Source organism: Micrococcus sp. KT16 (genome assembly GCF_003315015.1).
GTDB classification, from domain to species: Bacteria; Actinomycetota; Actinomycetes; order Actinomycetales; family Micrococcaceae; genus Micrococcus; species Micrococcus luteus.
The window spans coordinates 61720-79395 of sequence record NZ_QNRG01000004.1 but is presented as its reverse complement, the minus strand read 5'-3'; the positions used below and the strand labels follow the sequence as shown (position 1 = coordinate 79395).

Annotated in this window: 17 protein-coding genes; 5 read left to right on the top strand and 12 right to left on the bottom strand. The window is 76.0% G+C overall.

Annotation, left to right across the window (positions count from 1 at the left end; translation table 11 throughout):
• The first annotated feature begins 41 nt into the window (after positions 1 to 41).
• Positions 42 to 1106, top strand: coding sequence for a type IV toxin-antitoxin system AbiEi family antitoxin domain-containing protein (locus DE149_RS05085; RefSeq protein ID WP_036316222.1), 1065 nt, complete (start codon positions 42 to 44; stop codon positions 1104 to 1106).
• 35 nt (positions 1107 to 1141) lie between these two features.
• Here the strand turns inward: DE149_RS05085 and hpt are convergent, their stop codons facing one another.
• Genes hpt through DE149_RS05065 form a run of 4 tightly spaced genes read right to left on the bottom strand, consistent with a single transcriptional unit; the run spans position 1142 to position 5488 of the window.
• Positions 1142 to 1693: a hypoxanthine phosphoribosyltransferase gene (gene hpt, locus DE149_RS05080; RefSeq protein WP_002858265.1), complete on the bottom strand. Its 552-nt coding sequence runs from the start codon at positions 1691 to 1693 to the stop codon at positions 1142 to 1144.
• Positions 1694 to 1742: 49 nt separating this feature from the next.
• Positions 1743 to 2924: a tRNA lysidine(34) synthetase TilS gene (gene tilS, locus DE149_RS05075; RefSeq protein WP_102708240.1), complete on the bottom strand. Its 1182-nt coding sequence runs from the start codon at positions 2922 to 2924 to the stop codon at positions 1743 to 1745.
• Complete coding sequence (locus DE149_RS05070) at positions 2911 to 4143, bottom strand: zinc-dependent metalloprotease (RefSeq protein ID WP_020625286.1); 1233 nt, start codon at positions 4141 to 4143, stop codon at positions 2911 to 2913. Before DE149_RS05070 ends, tilS begins: the two co-directional genes overlap by 14 nt.
• A 34-nt stretch (positions 4144 to 4177) precedes the next feature.
• Positions 4178 to 5488: a D-alanyl-D-alanine carboxypeptidase/D-alanyl-D-alanine-endopeptidase gene (locus DE149_RS05065; protein ID WP_233490709.1), complete on the bottom strand. Its 1311-nt coding sequence runs from the start codon at positions 5486 to 5488 to the stop codon at positions 4178 to 4180.
• Between the two features lie 220 nt (positions 5489 to 5708).
• On the opposite strand from DE149_RS05065, the gene DE149_RS05060 reads away from it, so the two are divergent.
• Positions 5709 to 6296, top strand: a complete 588-nt coding sequence (locus tag DE149_RS05060) for an inorganic diphosphatase (RefSeq protein ID WP_113914112.1) — start codon at positions 5709 to 5711, stop codon at positions 6294 to 6296.
• Positions 6297 to 6385: 89 nt separating this feature from the next.
• The gene (locus tag DE149_RS05055) at positions 6386 to 7015 is read left to right on the top strand and encodes a hypothetical protein (protein WP_002858258.1); all 630 of its coding nucleotides are present in this window, start codon (positions 6386 to 6388) and stop codon (positions 7013 to 7015) included.
• 27 nt (positions 7016 to 7042) lie between these two features.
• Here DE149_RS05055 and DE149_RS05050 read toward each other — a convergent pair whose 3' ends face one another.
• Both DE149_RS05050 and serS read right to left on the bottom strand, forming a co-directional pair.
• The gene (locus DE149_RS05050) at positions 7043 to 7852 is read right to left on the bottom strand and encodes an HAD family hydrolase (protein WP_113914111.1); all 810 of its coding nucleotides are present in this window, start codon (positions 7850 to 7852) and stop codon (positions 7043 to 7045) included.
• A gap of 123 nt (positions 7853 to 7975) precedes the next feature.
• Complete coding sequence (gene serS / locus DE149_RS05045; protein ID WP_036316230.1) at positions 7976 to 9259, bottom strand: serine--tRNA ligase; 1284 nt, start codon at positions 9257 to 9259, stop codon at positions 7976 to 7978.
• Between the two features lie 43 nt (positions 9260 to 9302).
• Here serS and DE149_RS05040 point away from each other — a divergent pair, with 43 nt between their 5' ends.
• Complete coding sequence (locus tag DE149_RS05040) at positions 9303 to 10481, top strand: diacylglycerol kinase family protein (RefSeq protein ID WP_036316232.1); 1179 nt, start codon at positions 9303 to 9305, stop codon at positions 10479 to 10481.
• Between the two features lie 313 nt (positions 10482 to 10794).
• Here the strand turns inward: DE149_RS05040 and pheA are convergent, their stop codons facing one another.
• On the bottom strand, positions 10795 to 11745 hold the full coding sequence (pheA, locus tag DE149_RS05035) for a prephenate dehydratase (protein WP_113914110.1): 951 nt from the start codon (positions 11743 to 11745) through the stop codon (positions 10795 to 10797).
• Positions 11742 to 12068, bottom strand: coding sequence for a rhodanese-like domain-containing protein (locus tag DE149_RS05030; protein ID WP_002858251.1), 327 nt, complete (start codon positions 12066 to 12068; stop codon positions 11742 to 11744). The genes pheA and DE149_RS05030 overlap by 4 nt, the downstream gene beginning before the upstream one ends.
• An 83-nt stretch (positions 12069 to 12151) precedes the next feature.
• Here DE149_RS05030 and DE149_RS05025 point away from each other — a divergent pair, with 83 nt between their 5' ends.
• Complete coding sequence (locus DE149_RS05025; protein ID WP_113914109.1) at positions 12152 to 13660, top strand: amidase; 1509 nt, start codon at positions 12152 to 12154, stop codon at positions 13658 to 13660.
• Positions 13661 to 13669: 9 nt separating this feature from the next.
• Here DE149_RS05025 and DE149_RS11805 read toward each other — a convergent pair whose 3' ends face one another.
• From DE149_RS11805 to DE149_RS05010, 4 genes are all read right to left on the bottom strand, one after another.
• Positions 13670 to 13900: a DUF4190 domain-containing protein gene (locus DE149_RS11805; protein ID WP_233490708.1), complete on the bottom strand. Its 231-nt coding sequence runs from the start codon at positions 13898 to 13900 to the stop codon at positions 13670 to 13672.
• A 117-nt stretch (positions 13901 to 14017) separates the two neighbouring features.
• The gene (locus DE149_RS11800) at positions 14018 to 14227 is read right to left on the bottom strand and encodes a hypothetical protein (protein ID WP_233490707.1); all 210 of its coding nucleotides are present in this window, start codon (positions 14225 to 14227) and stop codon (positions 14018 to 14020) included.
• Positions 14228 to 14324: 97 nt separating this feature from the next.
• Positions 14325 to 16448 carry a PIG-L family deacetylase gene (locus tag DE149_RS05015; RefSeq protein WP_113914154.1) on the bottom strand — a complete coding sequence of 708 codons (2124 nt, stop codon included), beginning with the start codon at positions 16446 to 16448 and terminating at the stop codon, positions 14325 to 14327.
• A complete protein-coding gene (locus DE149_RS05010; protein ID WP_113914108.1) occupies positions 16445 to 17563 on the bottom strand; it encodes an acyl-CoA hydrolase in 1119 nt (372 codons plus the stop codon). Before DE149_RS05010 ends, DE149_RS05015 begins: the two co-directional genes overlap by 4 nt.
• Positions 17564 to 17676: the final 113 nt, after the last annotated feature.

The window sequence follows — 17676 nt, the reverse complement described above, 5'->3', positions numbered from 1 at the left end:
GGCCCAGGACGCCGCCCGCCCCACCGCGCCAGGCTGGCACCATGCGTCGCCCCACCCCGCTTCCCGCGTCCTTGCTGGACGGCCCCTTCACCGCCGCGCAGGCGAGGGCCGCCGGCATCGACCACAACCGGCTGCGTCGCTCCGACGTCGAACGCCTCGCCCGGGGCCTCTACCGCCGGCGTGAGGCCGCCCCGGCCGCCGTCGAGCGCCCCGCGGCCGGCTCCTCCCCCTACCGGTGGAGCACCCCGCTCTCGGCCACCCAACACGAGCTCCTGCTGCGACTCGCCCGGCACCGCGCCACCACGGTGGTGTCGCACCAGACCGCGGCCCGCGCCCGTGAGATCTGGCTGCCGGAGCGACTGGACGCGGGGGACGAGGTCCACGTGAGCCGCCCGCGGGACCGTGGCCGCCTCGCCCTCCCCGGCGTCACCTCCCACCGGACGGCGCTCCCGCCCGCGGACGTGGAGCGCGTGCGGATCGGCGGTCTGGCCTGGTACGTCACCGCCCCGCCCCGTCTCTGGGTCGACCTCGCGGCCCTGCTCGACGACGACGAGCTCGTCATCCTCGGCGACCATCTCGTCCGCCGGGCGGAACTGTCCGGCGGTCCCGACGCTGCCGAGCGGACCCGGGCGGCCCTGACCCAGGCGGCCGAGACCAGCCCGTCCGCGCACAACCGGCGACGACGGCTCCGCACCGCCGCCACGCTGGTCCGGGTGGGGGCGCACTCGCCGAAGGAGACGCGGCTCCGGCTCGCGCTGACGGCCGCCGGGCTCCCCGAGCCCGCACTGCAGCTCGAGGTCTGGGACCCGGAGTTCTCCCTGCACCACCCCGCGACGGCGGACCTGGGCTATCCGCAGGCGAGAGTGGCCCTGCACTACGACGGCGGCCACCACGGCGCGGATCGCCAGATCGACCGCGACGTGCAGCGCAACGCGGCCTTCGAGCGACGGGGCTACCGGAACATCACCGTGTCCTCCTCCGACGCTCGCCGCGGATTCACGCGCGTGATCGTGGAGGTGCGCCGTCACCTCGGGGACGCCGGCGGCCTGTCACGCAAGGAGTCGGAATGGGGCGGAGATCCGGCATCAGAGCGACACCACGCGTGACAGGTCGGCCACGCCGGGCCACGCCGGGCCCCCGGTCAGCTGTACACGTGCGGGGCGAGCGTGCCCACGAAGTCCAGGTTGCGGTACTTCTCCGCGTAGTCCAGGCCGTAGCCCACCACGAACTCGTTGGGGATGTCCCGCCCGACGTACTTCACGTCGATGTCCACCTTCATGGCCTCCGGCTTGCGCAGCAGGGTGCAGATCTCGACCGAGGCCGGGCCGCGGGACTCCAGGTTGGCCTTGAGCCAGGACAGGGTCAGGCCGGAGTCGATGATGTCCTCGACGATCAGGACGTGCCGGCCCGTGAGGTCCGCGTCGAGGTCCTTGAGGATGCGCACCACGCCGGAGGACTTGGTGCCGGAGCCGTAGGAGGAGACCGCCATGAAGTCCAGCTCCACGTGGGAGTGCAGGGCGCGGGTGAGGTCGGCGACCACCATCACGGCGCCCTTGAGCACGGCGACGATGAGCAGGTCCTTGTCCGCGTAGTCGCGGTCGATCTGGCGGGCCAGGTCCGTGATCGTGTCCTGCACGTCCTCGCGGGACATGAGGACGTGGGTGAGATCGTTCTGGACATCCTGTGCGTCCATGCGCCGCTCCTGGTGAGTGCTCGTGCGGGAATGCCGGGCCGGGCCGCAGTCAGGGACCGGGCAGGCAGGGGATGAGGTCCAGTCTGGCACACGCCCGATGCGCGGCCACCCCGCCGGGCAGCTCCACCGGACCGGCCGACGTGCACCCCGCGCGGGCGCCCGTCACGAGGGCGTCCACCGCGAGGATCCGTTCGCGGGGCGGGGCCTGCCCTCCCGCGGCGCGGGCGGCGCGCGCGATCACGCGGTGGCGCACGGCGGCGGGCAGCGCGGCCAGGGCGTCCAGATCCAGGGAGACGACGCGCGGGTCCCGGGCGGGCGGGTCGACGCGCAGCCGGGTGACCTCGGCGCCGGCCCATGCCTCGAGGGCCGCGGCGTCCTCGGCCGCGATGGCCGCGGTGCGCACCAGCCCGGCCCGCACGCCGGGGCCGAGGCCGGCGTCGGGGTCCTCGAGTGCGGGCAGCACGCGGGTGCGGACCCGCGAACGCAGCAGCGCGGGATCGCGGTTGTGCGGGTCCTCGAACCAGGTCAGCCCGGCCCAGCGGCAGATCGTCTCGGTGTCCGCCCGGGTCAGGCCCAGCAGCGGGCGGGCGACGGCGGCCCCGCCCGGCAGCGTCCCGCGCGCCGGGATCCCCGCGAGGGACCGCGTGCCGGAGCCGCGCGCGAGCCCGAGGAGGACCTGTTCCGCCTGGTCGTCGGCGGTGTGGGCGGTGAGGACGACGGCGGCGCGCCCCTGCCCCGCGTCCCGGGCGGCGGCGGCGAGGGCCTCCCGGCGGGCACGCCGGGCGTCGGCCTCGGGGCCGTCGCCGGTGCGGGCCACCTCGACCCGCGTGACGGTGACCGGGGTCAGACCGAGGATGCGGGCGACGTCGGCGGCGGCCGCTGCCACCGCGTCGCTGCCCGACTGCAGCCCGTGGTCCACCACGGCCGCGCCGATCGGGCCGAGCCGCGCACCGTCCCGGGTGCCCACGAGGACGGCGCAGGCCACGGCGAGCGCGAGGGAGTCGGCGCCGCCGGAGAGGGCGACGAGCCCGCGGGGGCGATTCCCCGCCCGGCCCGGCCCGGCATCCGCGCGACAGGACCCGTCGCCCGCGAGGGCCTCCCGCACCGCCGCGACGGCCCGGTGCAGGGGCTCGGGCCAGCGGGTGCGCGGCGGCCATGCGCCGACCGCGGGCAGGCCGCCGGCCCCGCCCGCCGGCGTCGGCCCCGGGTCCCGCGCCTCAGGCCTGGGCACGGATGCGCGCCACCCACGTCTCGGGGGCGTGGAGCTCGGCCTCGCTCGGCAGCAGCTCGGGGGCGTCCCAGACCACGTTGAACCCGGCCATGCCGAGCTGGGCCACGGCGGCGGCCACGAACCTCTGGCCGTCGCGGTACTGGGCCATCTTCGCGTCCATGCCCAGCACGCGGCGGAGCATGCGGTCCAGGGGCGAGCGGCGGTCGCCGCGCTCGTCGAAGCGGCGGCGGATGGTCTTGACGGAGGACACGACGGAGGAGTCGACGCCGTCCATCACCACGTTCGCGTGCCCCTCGAGCAGGGACATCACGGCCGTCAGCCGGGACAGGCGCTCCCGGTCCTCCTCGTCCTGGATCGCACCGAGCAGGCCCGGCGTGGGGCGGGCCGGGGCCGCGTCCTGCGCGTCGTGTCCGTCCCGCGCCCCAGTCCGGCCGGCGTCGGCCTCCCGACCCAGCGGGTTCGCCGCCGCGAGCGCGGTGCGCAGGCGCTCGGGCAGGGACTCGGCCTTGTCGAACAGGCCGACGGTGAGCGCCGTGATCTCGGCCCGCAGGTGCTCGCGCAGCCAGGGCGCGGCCGCGAACTGCACGCGGTGGGTCTGCTCGTGCAGGCACACCCAGAGGCGGAAGTCCGCCGGGTCCACGTTGATCTCCGCGCGCACCTGCGCGACGTTCGGGGCCACGAGCAGCAGGCGTCCGCCGGCGGGGCCGGCCGCCGTCCCCCCGGGGCCGGGCAGCGCGATGAACGGGTCGTACTGGCCGAGGATCCTCCCGGACATCCAGGCGAGGATCCCGCCCATCTCCAGGGCGGTGGCGTGCCGGGTGACGCGGGTGGTGGCGGCGGCGTGCTCGCGGGGCCGGGTGTCCCGCAGATGCGCGAACGTGGGGTCCAGCAGGGTGGCGAAGGACTGGGTGGCGGCGCGCGACCAGGTGGGGCGGTCCACCACGAGCACCTGCGAGTCGCGCAGGTCCCGTGCCGCCTCGAGCCCGGTCAGGCGGTGGACGTGCGGCACGGCGGCCTCCGCGGCGGCGCGCAGGCCCTCTGCCTCGCGCGTCGCCTCCCGCGGCGTGAACCGGGGGCCGGCGGCGGCGAGGGACCGTGCGGTCCGTGCTGCGAAGGCCCAGTCCACCGGGTGGGCGACGGCGGGGCCCGGCTCGGCGGGGGCGCCCGGCTCGGCGTCCGCGGCGGCGCGGGGGCGGTCGGTCGCGTGGTCGTCGCTCATGGGCTCCATCAGATCACAGGCCCCGGACCTCGGATCAGAGCCCGGCGACGGCGCTGACGGCCTCATCGACCGCCGCGCGCGCGGGCTCCAACTTCCACTGCAGATCCGAGCAGATGATGCTGAACGCGAGGACCCGCCCGGACGTCGTGGTGACGGTGCCGGTGAGGGAGACCGTCTGGTCGAGCGTGCCGGTCTTCGCGGCCACGGCCTGCCGCGCGGGGGCATCCGGGAACCGGTCGCCCAGGGTGGAGTCCTCGCCGGGCCGCGGCAGGCCCTCCAGCACGGTGCCCAGGGCGGGTGTGCGGGCCACCCCGGCCACGACGCCGGCCAGCTGGCCCGCGCTGACGCGGTTGTCCGGGGACAGGCCCGAGGAGTCCACGAGCGCCATCCCGGCGGTGTCCACGCCGAGGTCCTCGGCGGTGGCCGTCAGCAGCTGCGTGGCGCCCTCGTGGGTGGCGGGCAGGTCGGCGGCGGGCGCGGCCGTGTGGGCCAGGGCCTCGACCACCTGGTTCTCCGAGTGGGCCAGCAGGTACGCGACCTGCTCCCCCACGGACGCGGACTCCACCGCCGCGACGGGGGCGGCGGCGAGGACCGTGGAGCGCGGCACCTCGGTGGCCGGGATCGTGTCCCGCAGACCCACCTCGAGGTCGGCGCCGGAGGCGGCCACCGCGTCGTCGAGCGCGGCCTGGAAGGTGAGGGCGGCGAACTGCGCCGGGGCCTCGATGCGGTCCTCCCCGGTGCCGGGGACCTCACGGCCGCCGTAGGTGGCCAACGGCTGCACCGGCGCGATGTTGCCGCTCTCCGGGATGTCCGACGTCCAGCGCGGGTTCAGGGCCGTCCGGTCCGTGAAGAGCCGCAGGTCCGTGCTGACCACCACCTGCCCGGTGACGCCGTCCTCGACCAGCCCGGCCACGGTCCGCTCCGCGAGGGTGCGCAGGCCCGCGCGGCCGGAGACGTGCTTCGAGTCCGAGGCGCCCGTGCCCAGCAGCACGTCGCCGCCACCCACGAGCACCAGCTCGGTGGCCGCGCCGTCCGCGGTGGGCTGGGCCACCACGGTGGTCTGCAGAGTCGTCTCAGGACCCAGGGCGGAGACGATGGCCGCGGCGGCGAGCACCTTGAGCGAGGACGCGGGGGCCACGGGCTCGTCCGCGTCCCGCGCGTACAGCACCTCGCCGGTGGCCAGGTCGCGGAACTCAGCGGAGACGGTGCCCGGGGACGTCTCCAGCCCCGGCTCGACGGCGGCCGCCACCTGGGCCGCGGTGGGGCCGGTGGACGGGGACGACGACGTCGGCCCGGCGGTCGTCGACGAGGCGGACGTGCTCGACGGGGCCGGCGGCGCGGTCACGGGCCCGCAGGCGACCAGGACGGCCGCGAGCGCGGCCAGGAGGACGGCGGGGAGCGGGCGGCTCCGGAGGCGTTCCGTGCGTCGATCCCGACGCCCAGCGCGCCCCGTGTCCACCTGTCCCATGCGTCCATCATGACGGGCGCCCCCGGTAGGCTGACGGCAGCACCGCCGGGCGGCGCCGCGCCGCCCGGACACCCCACCCTCTGTGCGAAGGAGAGTCATGGCGCACGACGTCACCATCGAGATCCCCGCGGGCTCCCGCGTGAAGTACGAGTTCGACCACGAGACCGGCCGCCTGCGCCTGGACCGCGTGCTCTTCACCTCCATGCAGTACCCCACGCACTACGGCTACTTCGAGAACACCCTCGGCGAGGACGGCGACCCGCTGGACGCCCTCGTGTACCTGCCGGGCTTCGACCTGGTGCCGGGCTGCGTCGTCGAGGCCCGACCGGTCGGCGTGTTCAACATGACCGACGACGGCGGCGGCGACGCCAAGCTGCTGTGCGTCCCGGCGGACAAGCGCTACGACCACATCACCGAGCTCGAGCACGTGGAGGAGTCCCTCAAGCAGGAGATCGAGCACTTCTTCACCCGCTACAAGGACCTGGAGCCGGGCAAGTGGGTCAAGGCCGAGGGCTGGGAGGGCCGCGCGGCGGCCGAGGCCGAGCTCGAGGCCTCCATCCAGCGCTTCAACGCCGAGGGCGAGGAGTCCCCGACCGACGAGCCCCAGGGCCGCGCGGTGGACACCGAGGAGGCGCAGCCGGCCACCGAGGAGGGCGAGGAGACGGACGAGCCCCAGGGCCGCTGACCCCCGCACCGCCCCCGCGCGCGACGCCGGCCGCTCACCCCTCGGGGTGGGCGGCCGGCGTCGTCTGCGGGCTGGCAGAATCGACGACCATGTTCGTGCTCACCATCAACCAGCGGGACACCCTCGACGCCGGCGACCGCGTGGACACGTTCCTGCGCGCCCTCCAGGACGTGCCGGGGCTGGGCGACGCCGTCGCGCTCCCGTTCCAGCGCGCCGTGGGCGACGAGCTGATCGGCGCCGTCGAGGACCCGCGCGTCGCCGTGGACGTGGCGCTGCGCGCCCTGCGGCAGCGCCGCTGGAACGTGGGGGTCGGGGTCGGGACGGTGACGCACGCGGACGGTGCGGCGGGCGCGCCCGCCTCCGGGGACCTGCACGACGCCGGCGGGCCAGGTCTCGCGGCGGCGCGGCGGGCCGTGGAGGCGGCGGCCGTGTCCACGGCGCGGATCCCGTTGGCCGTGCGCGGCCGGGACGAGGAGGCGGCCGCCGAGGCCGAGGCCGTGCTGCGACTCGTCGGGCAGCTCGTGTGGTCCCGGACCGACGCCGAGTGGGCGGTGCTGGACCTGCTGGTGCCCGGGGTGCGCGGCCAGCAGAAGCCGGCGGCCGCCGCGCTCGGGATCACGGCGCAGGCCGTCTCGCAGGCGGTGCAGCGCTCCTACTGGAACGAGGAGCACGCCTGCCGCCCCGCCGCCGCGCGGCTGCTCACCTTGGCGGGGGGCTGACTGGGCGGCCCGGGCCGGTCGCGCCGCTCAGACCGCGGCCGGCTCCTCGAGGAGCGAGCGCAGCACCGTGGCGAGCCCGTGCTCGTCCACGTGCCCGGTGACCTCGTCCGCGGCGGCCACGACCTCCTCCACGGCCTGGCCCATGGCCACGCCGCGGCCGGCCCAGCGGAGCATCTCGATGTCGTTGCGGCCGTCGCCCACGGCCACGGTGTCCTCGGGGGCCACCTTCAGCACGGTGCGCAGCGCCTCGAGCCCGGACGCCTTGGTCACGCCCGCCGCGGCGACGTCGAGCCACGCCGTCCAGCCCACGGAGTAGGTCACACCGGACAGGCCGATGCCCTCCACCGCGCGGCCGAACTCCTCGGCGGAGGAGTCCGTGGAGAACACCACGAGGCGCACGGCCGTGGTGTCCATCAGCTCCTCGAACGTGACGCCCTCCGCGGCCACGCCGAAGGACATGTCCTGGAACCGCTCGGTGGAGCGGAAGGTGCCGTCCGGCAGCTCGAGCGCGTACTTGGCGCTGGGTAGGCGGTGGCGCAGCTGGGTCAGGACCGAGCGCGGGTCGAAGGTGCGCAGGTCCGTGACCTCGTAGCCCTCCTCCAGCTCGGGGTCCAGGCGCAGCGTGACACCGCCGTTGGAGCACACCATGAAGCCGGCGCCGATCCCCAGGGAGCGGGCCACGGGCAGGGTGGCCCCGCGGGAGCGGCCCGTCGCGATGACCACGTGGTGCCCGGCGTCCAGCACGGCCCGCACGGCCTCCCGCACAGGCTCATGCAGATGGCCGTCATGGTCCACGATCGTTCCGTCCACGTCCAGGCATACGAGCTTCTTCGTCATGGCCCCACCCAACCACACGGCCCGGACATGGCGGCGACGCGCGGGTGAACGGCGGGGCACCGCCGGGGCGCCGCGGGGCAGGCGGGCGGGACGGCCGGCGCCGCCGGGGACGACGTCGTCCGCTCAGACCAGCTCGAAGCGCTCCATCCCGCCGAGGTAGGGGCGCAGCGCGGCGGGCACGGTGACCGAGCCGTCCGCGTTCTGGTGGTTCTCCAGGATCGCCACGATCCAGCGGGTGGTGGCCAGGGTGCCGTTGAGCGTGGCCACCATGCGGGTCCCGCCCTTGGAGCCGTCCGCCGTGCGGACCCGCTCGCGGATGTTGAGGCGGCGGGCCTGGAACGTGGTGCAGTTCGAGGTGGACGTCAGCTCGCGATAGGTGCCCTGGGTGGGGACCCAGGCCTCGCAGTCGAACTTGCGGGCGGCGGAGAGGCCGAGGTCGCCGGCGGCGATGTCGATCACCCGGTACGGCACCTCGATCGCGGCGAGCATCCGCTCCTCCCACGCCAGCAGACGCTCGTGCTCCGCCTCCGCGTCCTCCTGTGCGGCGTAGATGAACATCTCCAGCTTGTTGAACTGGTGCACGCGGATGATGCCGCGGGTGTCCTTGCCCGCCGAGCCCGCCTCGCGGCGGTAGCACGTGGACCAGCCCGCGTACCGGACGGGGGCGCTCACGTCCATGATCTCGTCCGCGTGGTAGCCGGCCAGGGCCACCTCGGAGGTGCCCACGAGATACAGGTCGTCGCGCTCCAGGCGGTAGATCTCGTCGTCGTGCTCGACGTCGAAGCCGGTGCCCTGCATGGTCTCCGGGCGCACCAGGGTGGGCGGGATGACCGGCACGAAGCCGTTCTCCAGGGCCAGGTCCAGGCCCAGCTGCATCAGGGCGAGCTCGAGACGCGCACCCACGCCCTTGAGGAAGCTGAACCGGGCGCCGGACACCTTCGCGCCGCGCTCCATGTCGATCGCCCCGAGCAGCTCGCCGAGCTCGAGGTGGTCGCGCGGCTCGAAGCCCTCGGCGGCGAAGTCGCGCGGCGTGCCGACCTCCTTGAGGACCACGAAGTCGTCCTCGCCGCCAGCCGGGACGCCGTCGACGATCAGGTTCGGGAACCCACGCTGCAGCTCCGCGAGGCGGGCCTCGGCGGCGCCGGCGGCCGACTCGGCCTCCTTCACGCGCGCGGCCAGGTCCTTCACCTCGGCCAACAGGGCCTGCTTCTCCTCGCCCTTCGCCTGGGCGACGCGCTTGCCGAAGGCCTTCTGCTCCGCGCGCAGCTGCTCGAAGCCCGCGATGGACGAGCGGCGGGACGCGTCCGCCTCGACCACGCGGTCCACGAGGGACGCGTCCTCCCCGCGGGCCTCCTGGGAGGCGCGGTACTTCTCGGGCTGCTCGATGAGGTCCTTGACGTCGATCACGTGCGCCAGCCTAGCGGGCGGGGCCGACGCCTAGACTCAGGGCATGACTCCCGAGTGGTGGATGGCGCTGGCCGCCCTGGTGCTCCTGGCCGTGCTGGCCGTCGTCGTGGTGGTGCTGGCGGTGCGCCAGGTCCGCCTCGGCGTGCAGCACCAACGGACGCGTCTCCTGGTGGACGCCCTCGACGCGCGGGTGGGCGGCGTGCAGCGCCGGCTGGAGGAGGTGCCCGGCATCGGCACGGGCCGCCACGAGGTCGCGCTGGTGCTGAACCCCATCAAGACGCACGCGGACCGGGTGCGGCGCGAGCTCGAGCGGCTCGCGGCGGCGGAGGGCCTCGGCGAGGTGCTCGTGCTCGAGACGCAGGAGGACGACCCCGGCACCGCCATGGCGCGGCAGGCCCTCGACGCCGGTGCCCGGCTCGTGATCGCCGCGGGCGGCGACGGCACGGTCCGCACCGTGGCCGAGCAGCTGGCCGGCACCGACGTCGCCCTCGGCGTGGTGCCGCTGGGCACCGGGAACCTGCTGGCCCGCAACCTGGACCTGCCGATCAACGACGTCGAGCAATGCCTGCGGATCGCCGTGGGGGGCCGGCAGCGACGCATCGACACCGTGGACGTCCGCTGCACGCACGAGGACGGGCGCGTCACCCGGCAGACCTTCACCGTGATCGGTGGCGCCGGCTACGACGCGGACATCATGGGCGACACCAAGGATGAGCTGAAGGATCTGGCCGGCTGGCTGGCCTACAGCGAGGCCGGCATACGGCACCTGCGCGGCAAGCGGCACGAGGTGACCGTGGCCCTCGACGGCGGTCAGCCCCGCCGGTTCAAGGTGCGCACCGTGATGGTGGCCAACTGCGGGATGCTCACGGGCGGCGTCGAGCTGCTGCCCCAGGCCAAGCTCGACGACGGCCTCCTCGACGTCATGGTCCTCTCGCCCCGGCACGCGCTCGACTGGGCGCGGATCGCCGTGAAGACCGTGACCCGGTCCCGCAGCTCCATCCCCGTGATGCACACGGAGCAGGCCCAGCGCGTGAAGGTCGAGTTCGCCGAGCCGATGCCCTCCCAGCTCGACGGCGACGCCACCGGGGTCATCACCGCCCTCGACGCCCGCGTGCAGCCGGACTCGCTCGTCGTGATGCTCGTGGCCGAGGACGACGCCTCCGTCCGCGACGACGGCGTCTCCGCCGCCGCCCCCGTCCCGGAACCGGCCCCGCACATCTGACCCCCCGCCCCCGCTTTCGTTCGGGAAACGGCGGCTTCCCCACCGTTTTCGTTCGGGAAACGGCGGCTTCCCCAGCACTTTCGTTCGGGAAACGGCGGCTTCCCCAGCGCTTTCGTTCGGGAAACGGGCGCCGGGGCGACGCGCGGACGGGAAGCACGACGACGGCCCGTCGTCGTGGTGATCGTCCCGTTTCGGCCACGAAAGGGGCCTAGGAACCTCCCGTTTCGTCAACGAAAGTCCCTCGGGGGCCGCCGTTTCCCGAACGAAAGTGGCCCGGGGGCCGCCGTTTCCCGAACGAAAGTGCGGCACCGCCTCAGCGGGAGCGGAGGGACTCCACCCAGGCGCGGCCGGAGCGATACGCGGCGTCGGTGAACTCGGCCGGCACCCTCGTGGGCACGGGCTCGGCCTGCGCGTACGAGCCCAGGAACCGCAGGTCGGGGTACTCCCGGTACAGGGCCGCGAGCGCATCACCCACGCGGGCCTCCGCCAGGTGCCCCTCGAGGTCGAGGGAGAAGAAGTACCGCCCGATGCCCTCGCCGGTCGGCCGGGACTCGATGCGGGAGAGGTTCACCCCGCGCGTGGTGAACTCGGCCAGGATCTGCCCGAGGGCGCCGGGCCGGTCCTCCGGCAGCGGCACCACCAGCGTGGTCTTGTCCGCTCCCGTGGGCGCGGGCAGGGCCGTCGGCCGGGAGAGCAGCACGAAGCGCGTCACGGCGCCCGGCACGTCCTCGATCCGCTCGGCGAGCACCGGCAACCCGGTCTGCTCGGCCACGAGCGGGGCGCACACGGCGGCGTCGAAGTCGCCCTGGGCCACGAGGCCGGCCCCGGCCGCCGTCGACGGGGCGGGCGTGAAATCCACACCCGGCAGCGCCGTCTCGGCCCAGCCGCGCACCTGCGCCCAGGCGTGGGGGTGCGTGGTCACGCGCCGCACGTCCTCCATCGCGACGCCGGGCCGGCCCACGAGCACGAAGCTGATGGGCACGTGCACCTCCGCGAGGATCTGCAGCGTCTCCCCGAGGGCGATCTCGTCCACGGTGGCGGAGACGCCGCCCTCCACCGAGTTCTCGATGGGGACGACGGCGCGGTCCACCTCCCCCCTGCGCAGCGCCGCCACGGCGCTCAGCACGGAGCCCGCAGACACGAACTCGGCCTCGGCCGGGTCCGCCACCTTGCGCAGGGCGGCCTCGGTGAAGGTGCCGGCCGGGCCGAGGAAGGCGTAGCGCAGGCGCGACGGCGTCGCGTCAGCGGAGCCCGCCCCCGTCACTTGACGGTGGGCTCGGCGTCGCCGTCGGCCTCCATCGGCTTGCCGGCCTCGAGCCACGCGCCGGAGCCGCCGGCCACGTTGATGGCCGAGTAGCCGCGGCCGGTCATGAACTCGGCGGCGCGGGCGGAGCGGCCGCCGGTGCGGCAGATCAGGTAGTAGTCCGTGTCCGGGTCCAGCTCCTCGAGCCGGTCCGGCAGCTGGCCCAGCGGGATGTGCTGGGCGCCGGCGGCGCGGCCCAGGGCCCACTCGTCGTCCTCGCGGACGTCCAGGATGGTTGCATCGGCGGGGATCTCGTTCACATCGACGGTCTCGAAGGCGCTCATGGCTTCAGCGTAGCCACCCGCCCGGACGTCCCAGGAAGGCCCCGCCGTCCATGACCCGGCCCACGCCCGTTAGGCTCGGCCGCATGCAGACCTCCGACGCCGCACCCGCCGCCGACGACGACCGCACCCCCTCCGCCCCCGGCCCGGCCCGGCTCCTGGACCGCTCGGCCGTGCGCCTGCGGGAGGACCTCGCCGCCGGGGAGCTGAGCGCCCGGGAGGTCACGGAGGCCGCCCTCGCCGCGGCCCAGGCCCACGCGGACCTCGGCGCGTTCGCCCTCCTCGACGCCGAGGGGGCCCGGACCCGTGCGGCCGAGCTGGACGCGGCCCACCCGCGCGTCGCGCCCCGGGCCGTGCCCGGTCCGCACACCTCCCCCGCCCCGGACGACGACGGCGCCCCCGCCTCCCTGCACGGCCTTCCGCTGGCGTACAAGGACCTGATCGACGTGCGCGGGATGCCCACGCGGTTCGGCTCCGCCCTGCTGGCCGACGCGCCGCCGGCCGCGCAGGACGACCCGCTCGCGCTCCGCCTGCGCGGGGCCGGCACCGTCACCCTCGGCAAGACGACCGTGCCCGAGTTCGGCCTGGACTCCTACTCGGAAAACCTCGTCACGGCGCCGGCCCGCAACCCCCTGGACCCCACCCGCACCGCGGGTGGCTCCTCGGGTGGGGCCGCGGCCGCCGTCGCCGCGGGGATCCTGCCGTTCGCCCCGGGCTCGGACGGGGGCGGGTCCATCCGCATCCCCGCCGCGGCGTGCGGGCTCGTGGGCCTCAAGCCCGGTCGCGGGGAGCTGCCGATGGACGAGCACGCGGACACGGTCCGCAACCTCACGGTGTCGGGCCCGCTGGCCCACACGGTCGAGGACGCCGCCCTGCTCTACGACGTGATGCTCACCCCCGAGGGCCTGCCCGGCCGGGTGCTGTCGGACCTGCGCCGCACCGTGGAGACCGCCCGGGCCGGGGACGCCGTCGACGTCCGCCGGATCGGCGTCACCACGGCCTCGCCGTTCGCCCCCGACCTGGAGATCTCCCTGGCCCGGCCCGCCGTCACCGCCCTGACGAAGGCCGCCGCCGCCCTGGACGCGGGCGGTCACGCGGTCGAGGACCTCTCCCCCTACTACGGCGAGGACTATCACCGGGACTTCCGCACGGTGTGGACCGCCGGGCTGCTCCGGGCGCCGCTGCCGGAGGACGCCGAGGCGCACGTGGGCGCGGTGGCCGCGCACTTCCTGCGCACGGCCCGGGCCGCAGGGCGCGCCGAGATCGACGACGCCGCCCACCGGCTCGAGGAGTGGTCACGCGGGGTGCGGGCGCAGTTCGCCGCCGTCGACGTGGTGATGACCCCGGTGCTGGCCACCGCGCCCCCGCCGGTCGGCCACTTCCTGGCGATGGAGCCCGAGGCCAACTACGAGGCGCAGTGCGCGTTCACGCCCTACACCTCGATGGTCAACGTGCTCGGCCTGCCCGCGGTCGCGGTGCCCGTGCTCCGGGACGAGCGGGGCCTGAACTGGTCCGTCCAGCTCATCGGCCGGCCCGGCACGTCTGCACCCCTGCTCGCCCTGGCCGCGCATCTCGAGCTGCTGCTGGCCGGCTGAGCCGGCCGGTCAGGTCGAGGTGTAGTCGCCCAGGGACATGCCGGCGATCACCAGGATCACGAGGAACACGACGGCGAGCAGCAGCAGGGCGAGGGACACGTAGTTCATCACGAGGCCGGCGATCGCCATGCCGCGGCCGTGGGGCTCGCGCTTGAGGCCGATGTGGCCGAGGATCACGCCCACGATCGGCGGGAGGAGGAACGTGAACCCGCCCACCACGGAGATGATGCCGAGGATCATGGATGCCACCGAGCGGCCGACGCCGTCGGTCTGGCCGGGCTGCAGTGGGGTCCCGTAGCCGTGGCCGGGCGTGCCCTGCCCGTAGCCGTAGGCGGGGACGGTGTTCGCGTCCTGGCCTTAGCCGTACGGCTGCCCGTAGGCGGGGCGGGTCTGCTCCTCCTGCTCGGCGTACGAGGGGGCCTGGTCCCAGGCGGCGCGGTCGGCGTCGCCGGGCCAGCCGGCGGCGGAGGAGCCGGTGCCGGAGGAGCCCGCACCGGCCTCGGACCCGTACCAGCTCGGCCGGGCGCCCTCGCGGCGCGGGTCGTGGGAGGCGTGGGGGTCGGTCATGACGGTCCTTCCGGTTCGGGGCGTCGCGGTCCGGTGCCGAGTCTAGGCGGTGCCCCCGGACCCGGCCCGGCCCCGCACCCCTGCTCCACGGCCGGCCTCACCCGGGCCGGCCCACCGCCTTGAGGTACCCGGAGAACCCGCCGGGGGTCCGCCCCTCCAGGCGGGACGAGGTGAGCACGCGGGTGGTGTCGGTGGCGATCACGCGCACCCGGCGGCCCTCACCACCGTCGCGCTCCCCCGCCAGGGCCCGCACGGCCTCGGCCAGGCCGACGTCCTCGTGCTCGGCCACCGGCGGGAATCCGCCCACGGCCTCGTAGAGCGACCACGGCAGCCCCAAGTTCGCCCCGTGCACGTGCGCGTGCCCCTCCTCGTGCCGGTAGCCGCGGAGCCAGGCCTGCCGCAGCGGTCCCTGGCGCACGTCCACCGTGCCCAGCACGAGCGCCTCGTCGCGGCCGGCGGCCACGGTCTGCGCCAGCAGCCAGTCGGCGGGGACGCGGCTGTCCGCGTCGGTGGAGGCGAGCCAGAGGCGCTCGGCGGGCACGTCGGGGAACAGCGCGCGGGCCCGGCGGGCGCCCTCGAGGCGGGCCCGCCCGACGCCGGCCTGCCCGGCGGTCGGCTCCCCCAGTTCGAGGACGTGGATGCGCGGGTCGGCGGCGCGGGCCTCGAGGGCGGCGGCCACCGTGGCGTCGTCGCAGCGGTCCGCGGCGACCACGACCGCGGCCGTGCCCTGCGCGTGGTGCTCCTCCCAGCGGTCCAGGGCGGCGGTGAGGGCCGCGAGCGCGGCCGGCAGCCGCTCCTGTTCGTCCTTGGCGGGCACCACGACGACGGCGTGGGTCGCGGCGGCGGCCCGCACGTGGAGGCTGAGCCGGAAGTCGTCCTCCACGAGCTCGGTGCGCAGCCGCCAGCGCGGGTCCGCGGCGACGCGCGCGTGCACGGCGTCCCCGTCCAGCGGCCAGCCCTCGATGGGGTGGCGCCAGTGGCACAGCAGCAGCTCGCCACCGGGGGCGAGCGCGGCGTCGGCGTCGTCGATCAGCGCGTCGAGCTCCTCGGGCTGCAGGAAGTAGCCGATCTCGGAGGCGATCACGAGGTCCGCGCCGGCGACGTCGGCCGGCCAGTCCGCGGGCAGCACGGCTCGGCGCACCTCGGCGTGCGGCGCGCCGGACAGCCGGGCGGCGGCGCGCTCGACGGCGGTGGGGGACGCCTCGAGGCCGACCACGCGGTCCGCGCGCGCGGCCACGGCTGCGGTGAGCACGCCGATGGACGCGCCCGCCTCCACCACGGTCCCGTAGCGGGGCCGGGGCAGGGCGGCGAGGGTGAGCGCCCGCTTGCGGGCCTCGTAGGACGAGCTGAGGTAGCGCCACGGGTCCTCCTGGGCCCGGTAGAGCCGATCGAAGACGGCGGCGGCCCGGTGGGCGTCGGCGTCGTCGGGGCCGGAGACGCGGTGGGCCTCGAACGGGCGCTCGTGGTGGGCGAGCACGGCGGGGCCCAGGATCGCCTCGTCGCCGGGCGCGGCGGAGAGGGGCCGGACCTGGGAGGCGTGCGCGTCGAGGGCGGCACGGCGGGCGGCACGGTCGTCGTCGGTGAGCGGCAGCCGTCGGTAGCGGCGGGCGGGCAGGTCGGCCGGGTCGGCCCAGTGCCAGAACCAGATGGGGAAGGCGTAGAGCGGCAGGTCGCACTCGCCCGCGACCGCGCCGACGGCCCGGCCCACGGCCTCGTGGTCCGCGTGGCCGTCGCCCGGGTCGTGGGAGGCGAGCACGGCGGGGCCGGGGTGGGCGTCGAGGGCCGCGGCGACGGCGTCGCGCACGGCGTCCTCGTGCTCGGCCACGCCGGAGTCGGGCAGGGCCAGGGACGCCCACGTCAGCCGGTCCCGCGCCGGAGAGCCGGGGCCTGCGGAGGCGGGCAGGCCGGCGGCGAGGGCGTCGAGGGCGTGCTCCATCTCGTCCCGGCGCAGCCGGACCAGGTCCTCGGGCGTGTGCGTGGGCGAGTGCGGGTGGGAGGCCTCGCCGGCGGTGGCGACCAGCACGTGCACGCGTGCCCCGTCGCGCAGGGCGGAGCGGATCAGGCCGGTGGCGGCGAGGGTCTCGTCGTCCGGGTGCGCCACGGCCACGAGCAGCAGCGTCTGCGCGTCCCAGACGGGCAGGCGCAGCTCCGGCAGCTCACCGACGCCGCCCTCGGCCCAGGCCGCCTCGGACGTGCCGTCGTCGGTGTGGGAGAAGCTCACCACGTCCAGCCGCCGTCGGTCTCGCCGGTCAGGAGCGCGGCGCCCAGCCGGGCGTCGTCGCGGTGTCCATGGTGCTGGCGCAGGTAGACCTGCAGGTCGGCCACGGCGCGGGCGTGCGCGGCGCTGCCGGTGAGCGGGCCGGGGCCGGTGGCCTGCCCGACGACGTCCATCACCTCGGTGCACAGCTGCGCCACGGTGCCGCGGATCCGGTCGGCCTCGACCATGCCGCGGCCGTGGTCCAGGCGGCCGGCGTCCACGTCGTCGGCGGCACGGGCGAGCAGGGCGGCCATCGCATGGAGCAGCCGGTCGACGCGGCCGAGCGCGGCCTGGCCGATCTGGTCCGGGCCCGGTCCGCGGCCCTCGGCCTCGGCGGCCGCGCGGGCGGCGGTGGCGTTCCGCAGGGTGCGGGCGATGCCGACGGCGCCGCCGAACCACACCGCCGCCACGCCGATGCCGCCCCACGCGAAGCCGGGCCGGCGCAGGTACCACTCGGCGCCGCCGACGGCGTTGCCGGGGACGGCGTCGAAGGCCAGGCCCACCGTGCGGATCGGGGCGAGGCCGAGCGCGGGCCAGGCCGAGTCGGTCTCGGCCACGCCGGGGTGGGACAGGTCCACGAGCACAGCACGGCGGGTGCCGTCCGCCTCCCGGCCGGTCACGACGGCGGCCGCGCACCGGTCCGCGAGCGAGCACCACGGCTTCTCACCGTCGAGCAGCCAGGCGGTGTCGGGGCCGTCCGGGGCGGGGCGGAGGGCCGGGGTGCGGCCGCCGGACTCGGAGGCGTAGACGCCGAGCAACCCGGCCGGGGCGGGGACGCCGGCCTGGGACAGGATCGAGAGCGCGTCCAGATGGGGCTCGAGCACGCGGGCGGCCGAGAGGTCCTGCGCGGCGACGGAGGCGAGCAGCTCCCACTGCTCCCGGGTGCGCCCCGCGCCGGTCAGCGGCAGGTCGAGCGGGGCGGCGTCGTCGTCGGACGCGGCGCCGGACGCCGCACGGAGCAGCTCGACCATCGCGTCGACGTCCCCGTCGCAGGCCGCGGCGGCCGCGAGGAGGGCCTGCTCGGCCGGGCGGTCCACGGCTCCACCCGGGACGAGACGGACGGGCTCGGGCTGGGCCATGGGTGGGGACCTCCTCGTCGACGGCGCCCGGGCCGGTGCGCCCCGGGGTCGAGGATTCACCGTAGTCAGCACGGGGACGGCGGGGAATGGCCGGTGCGCCGGGGGCGAAGCGG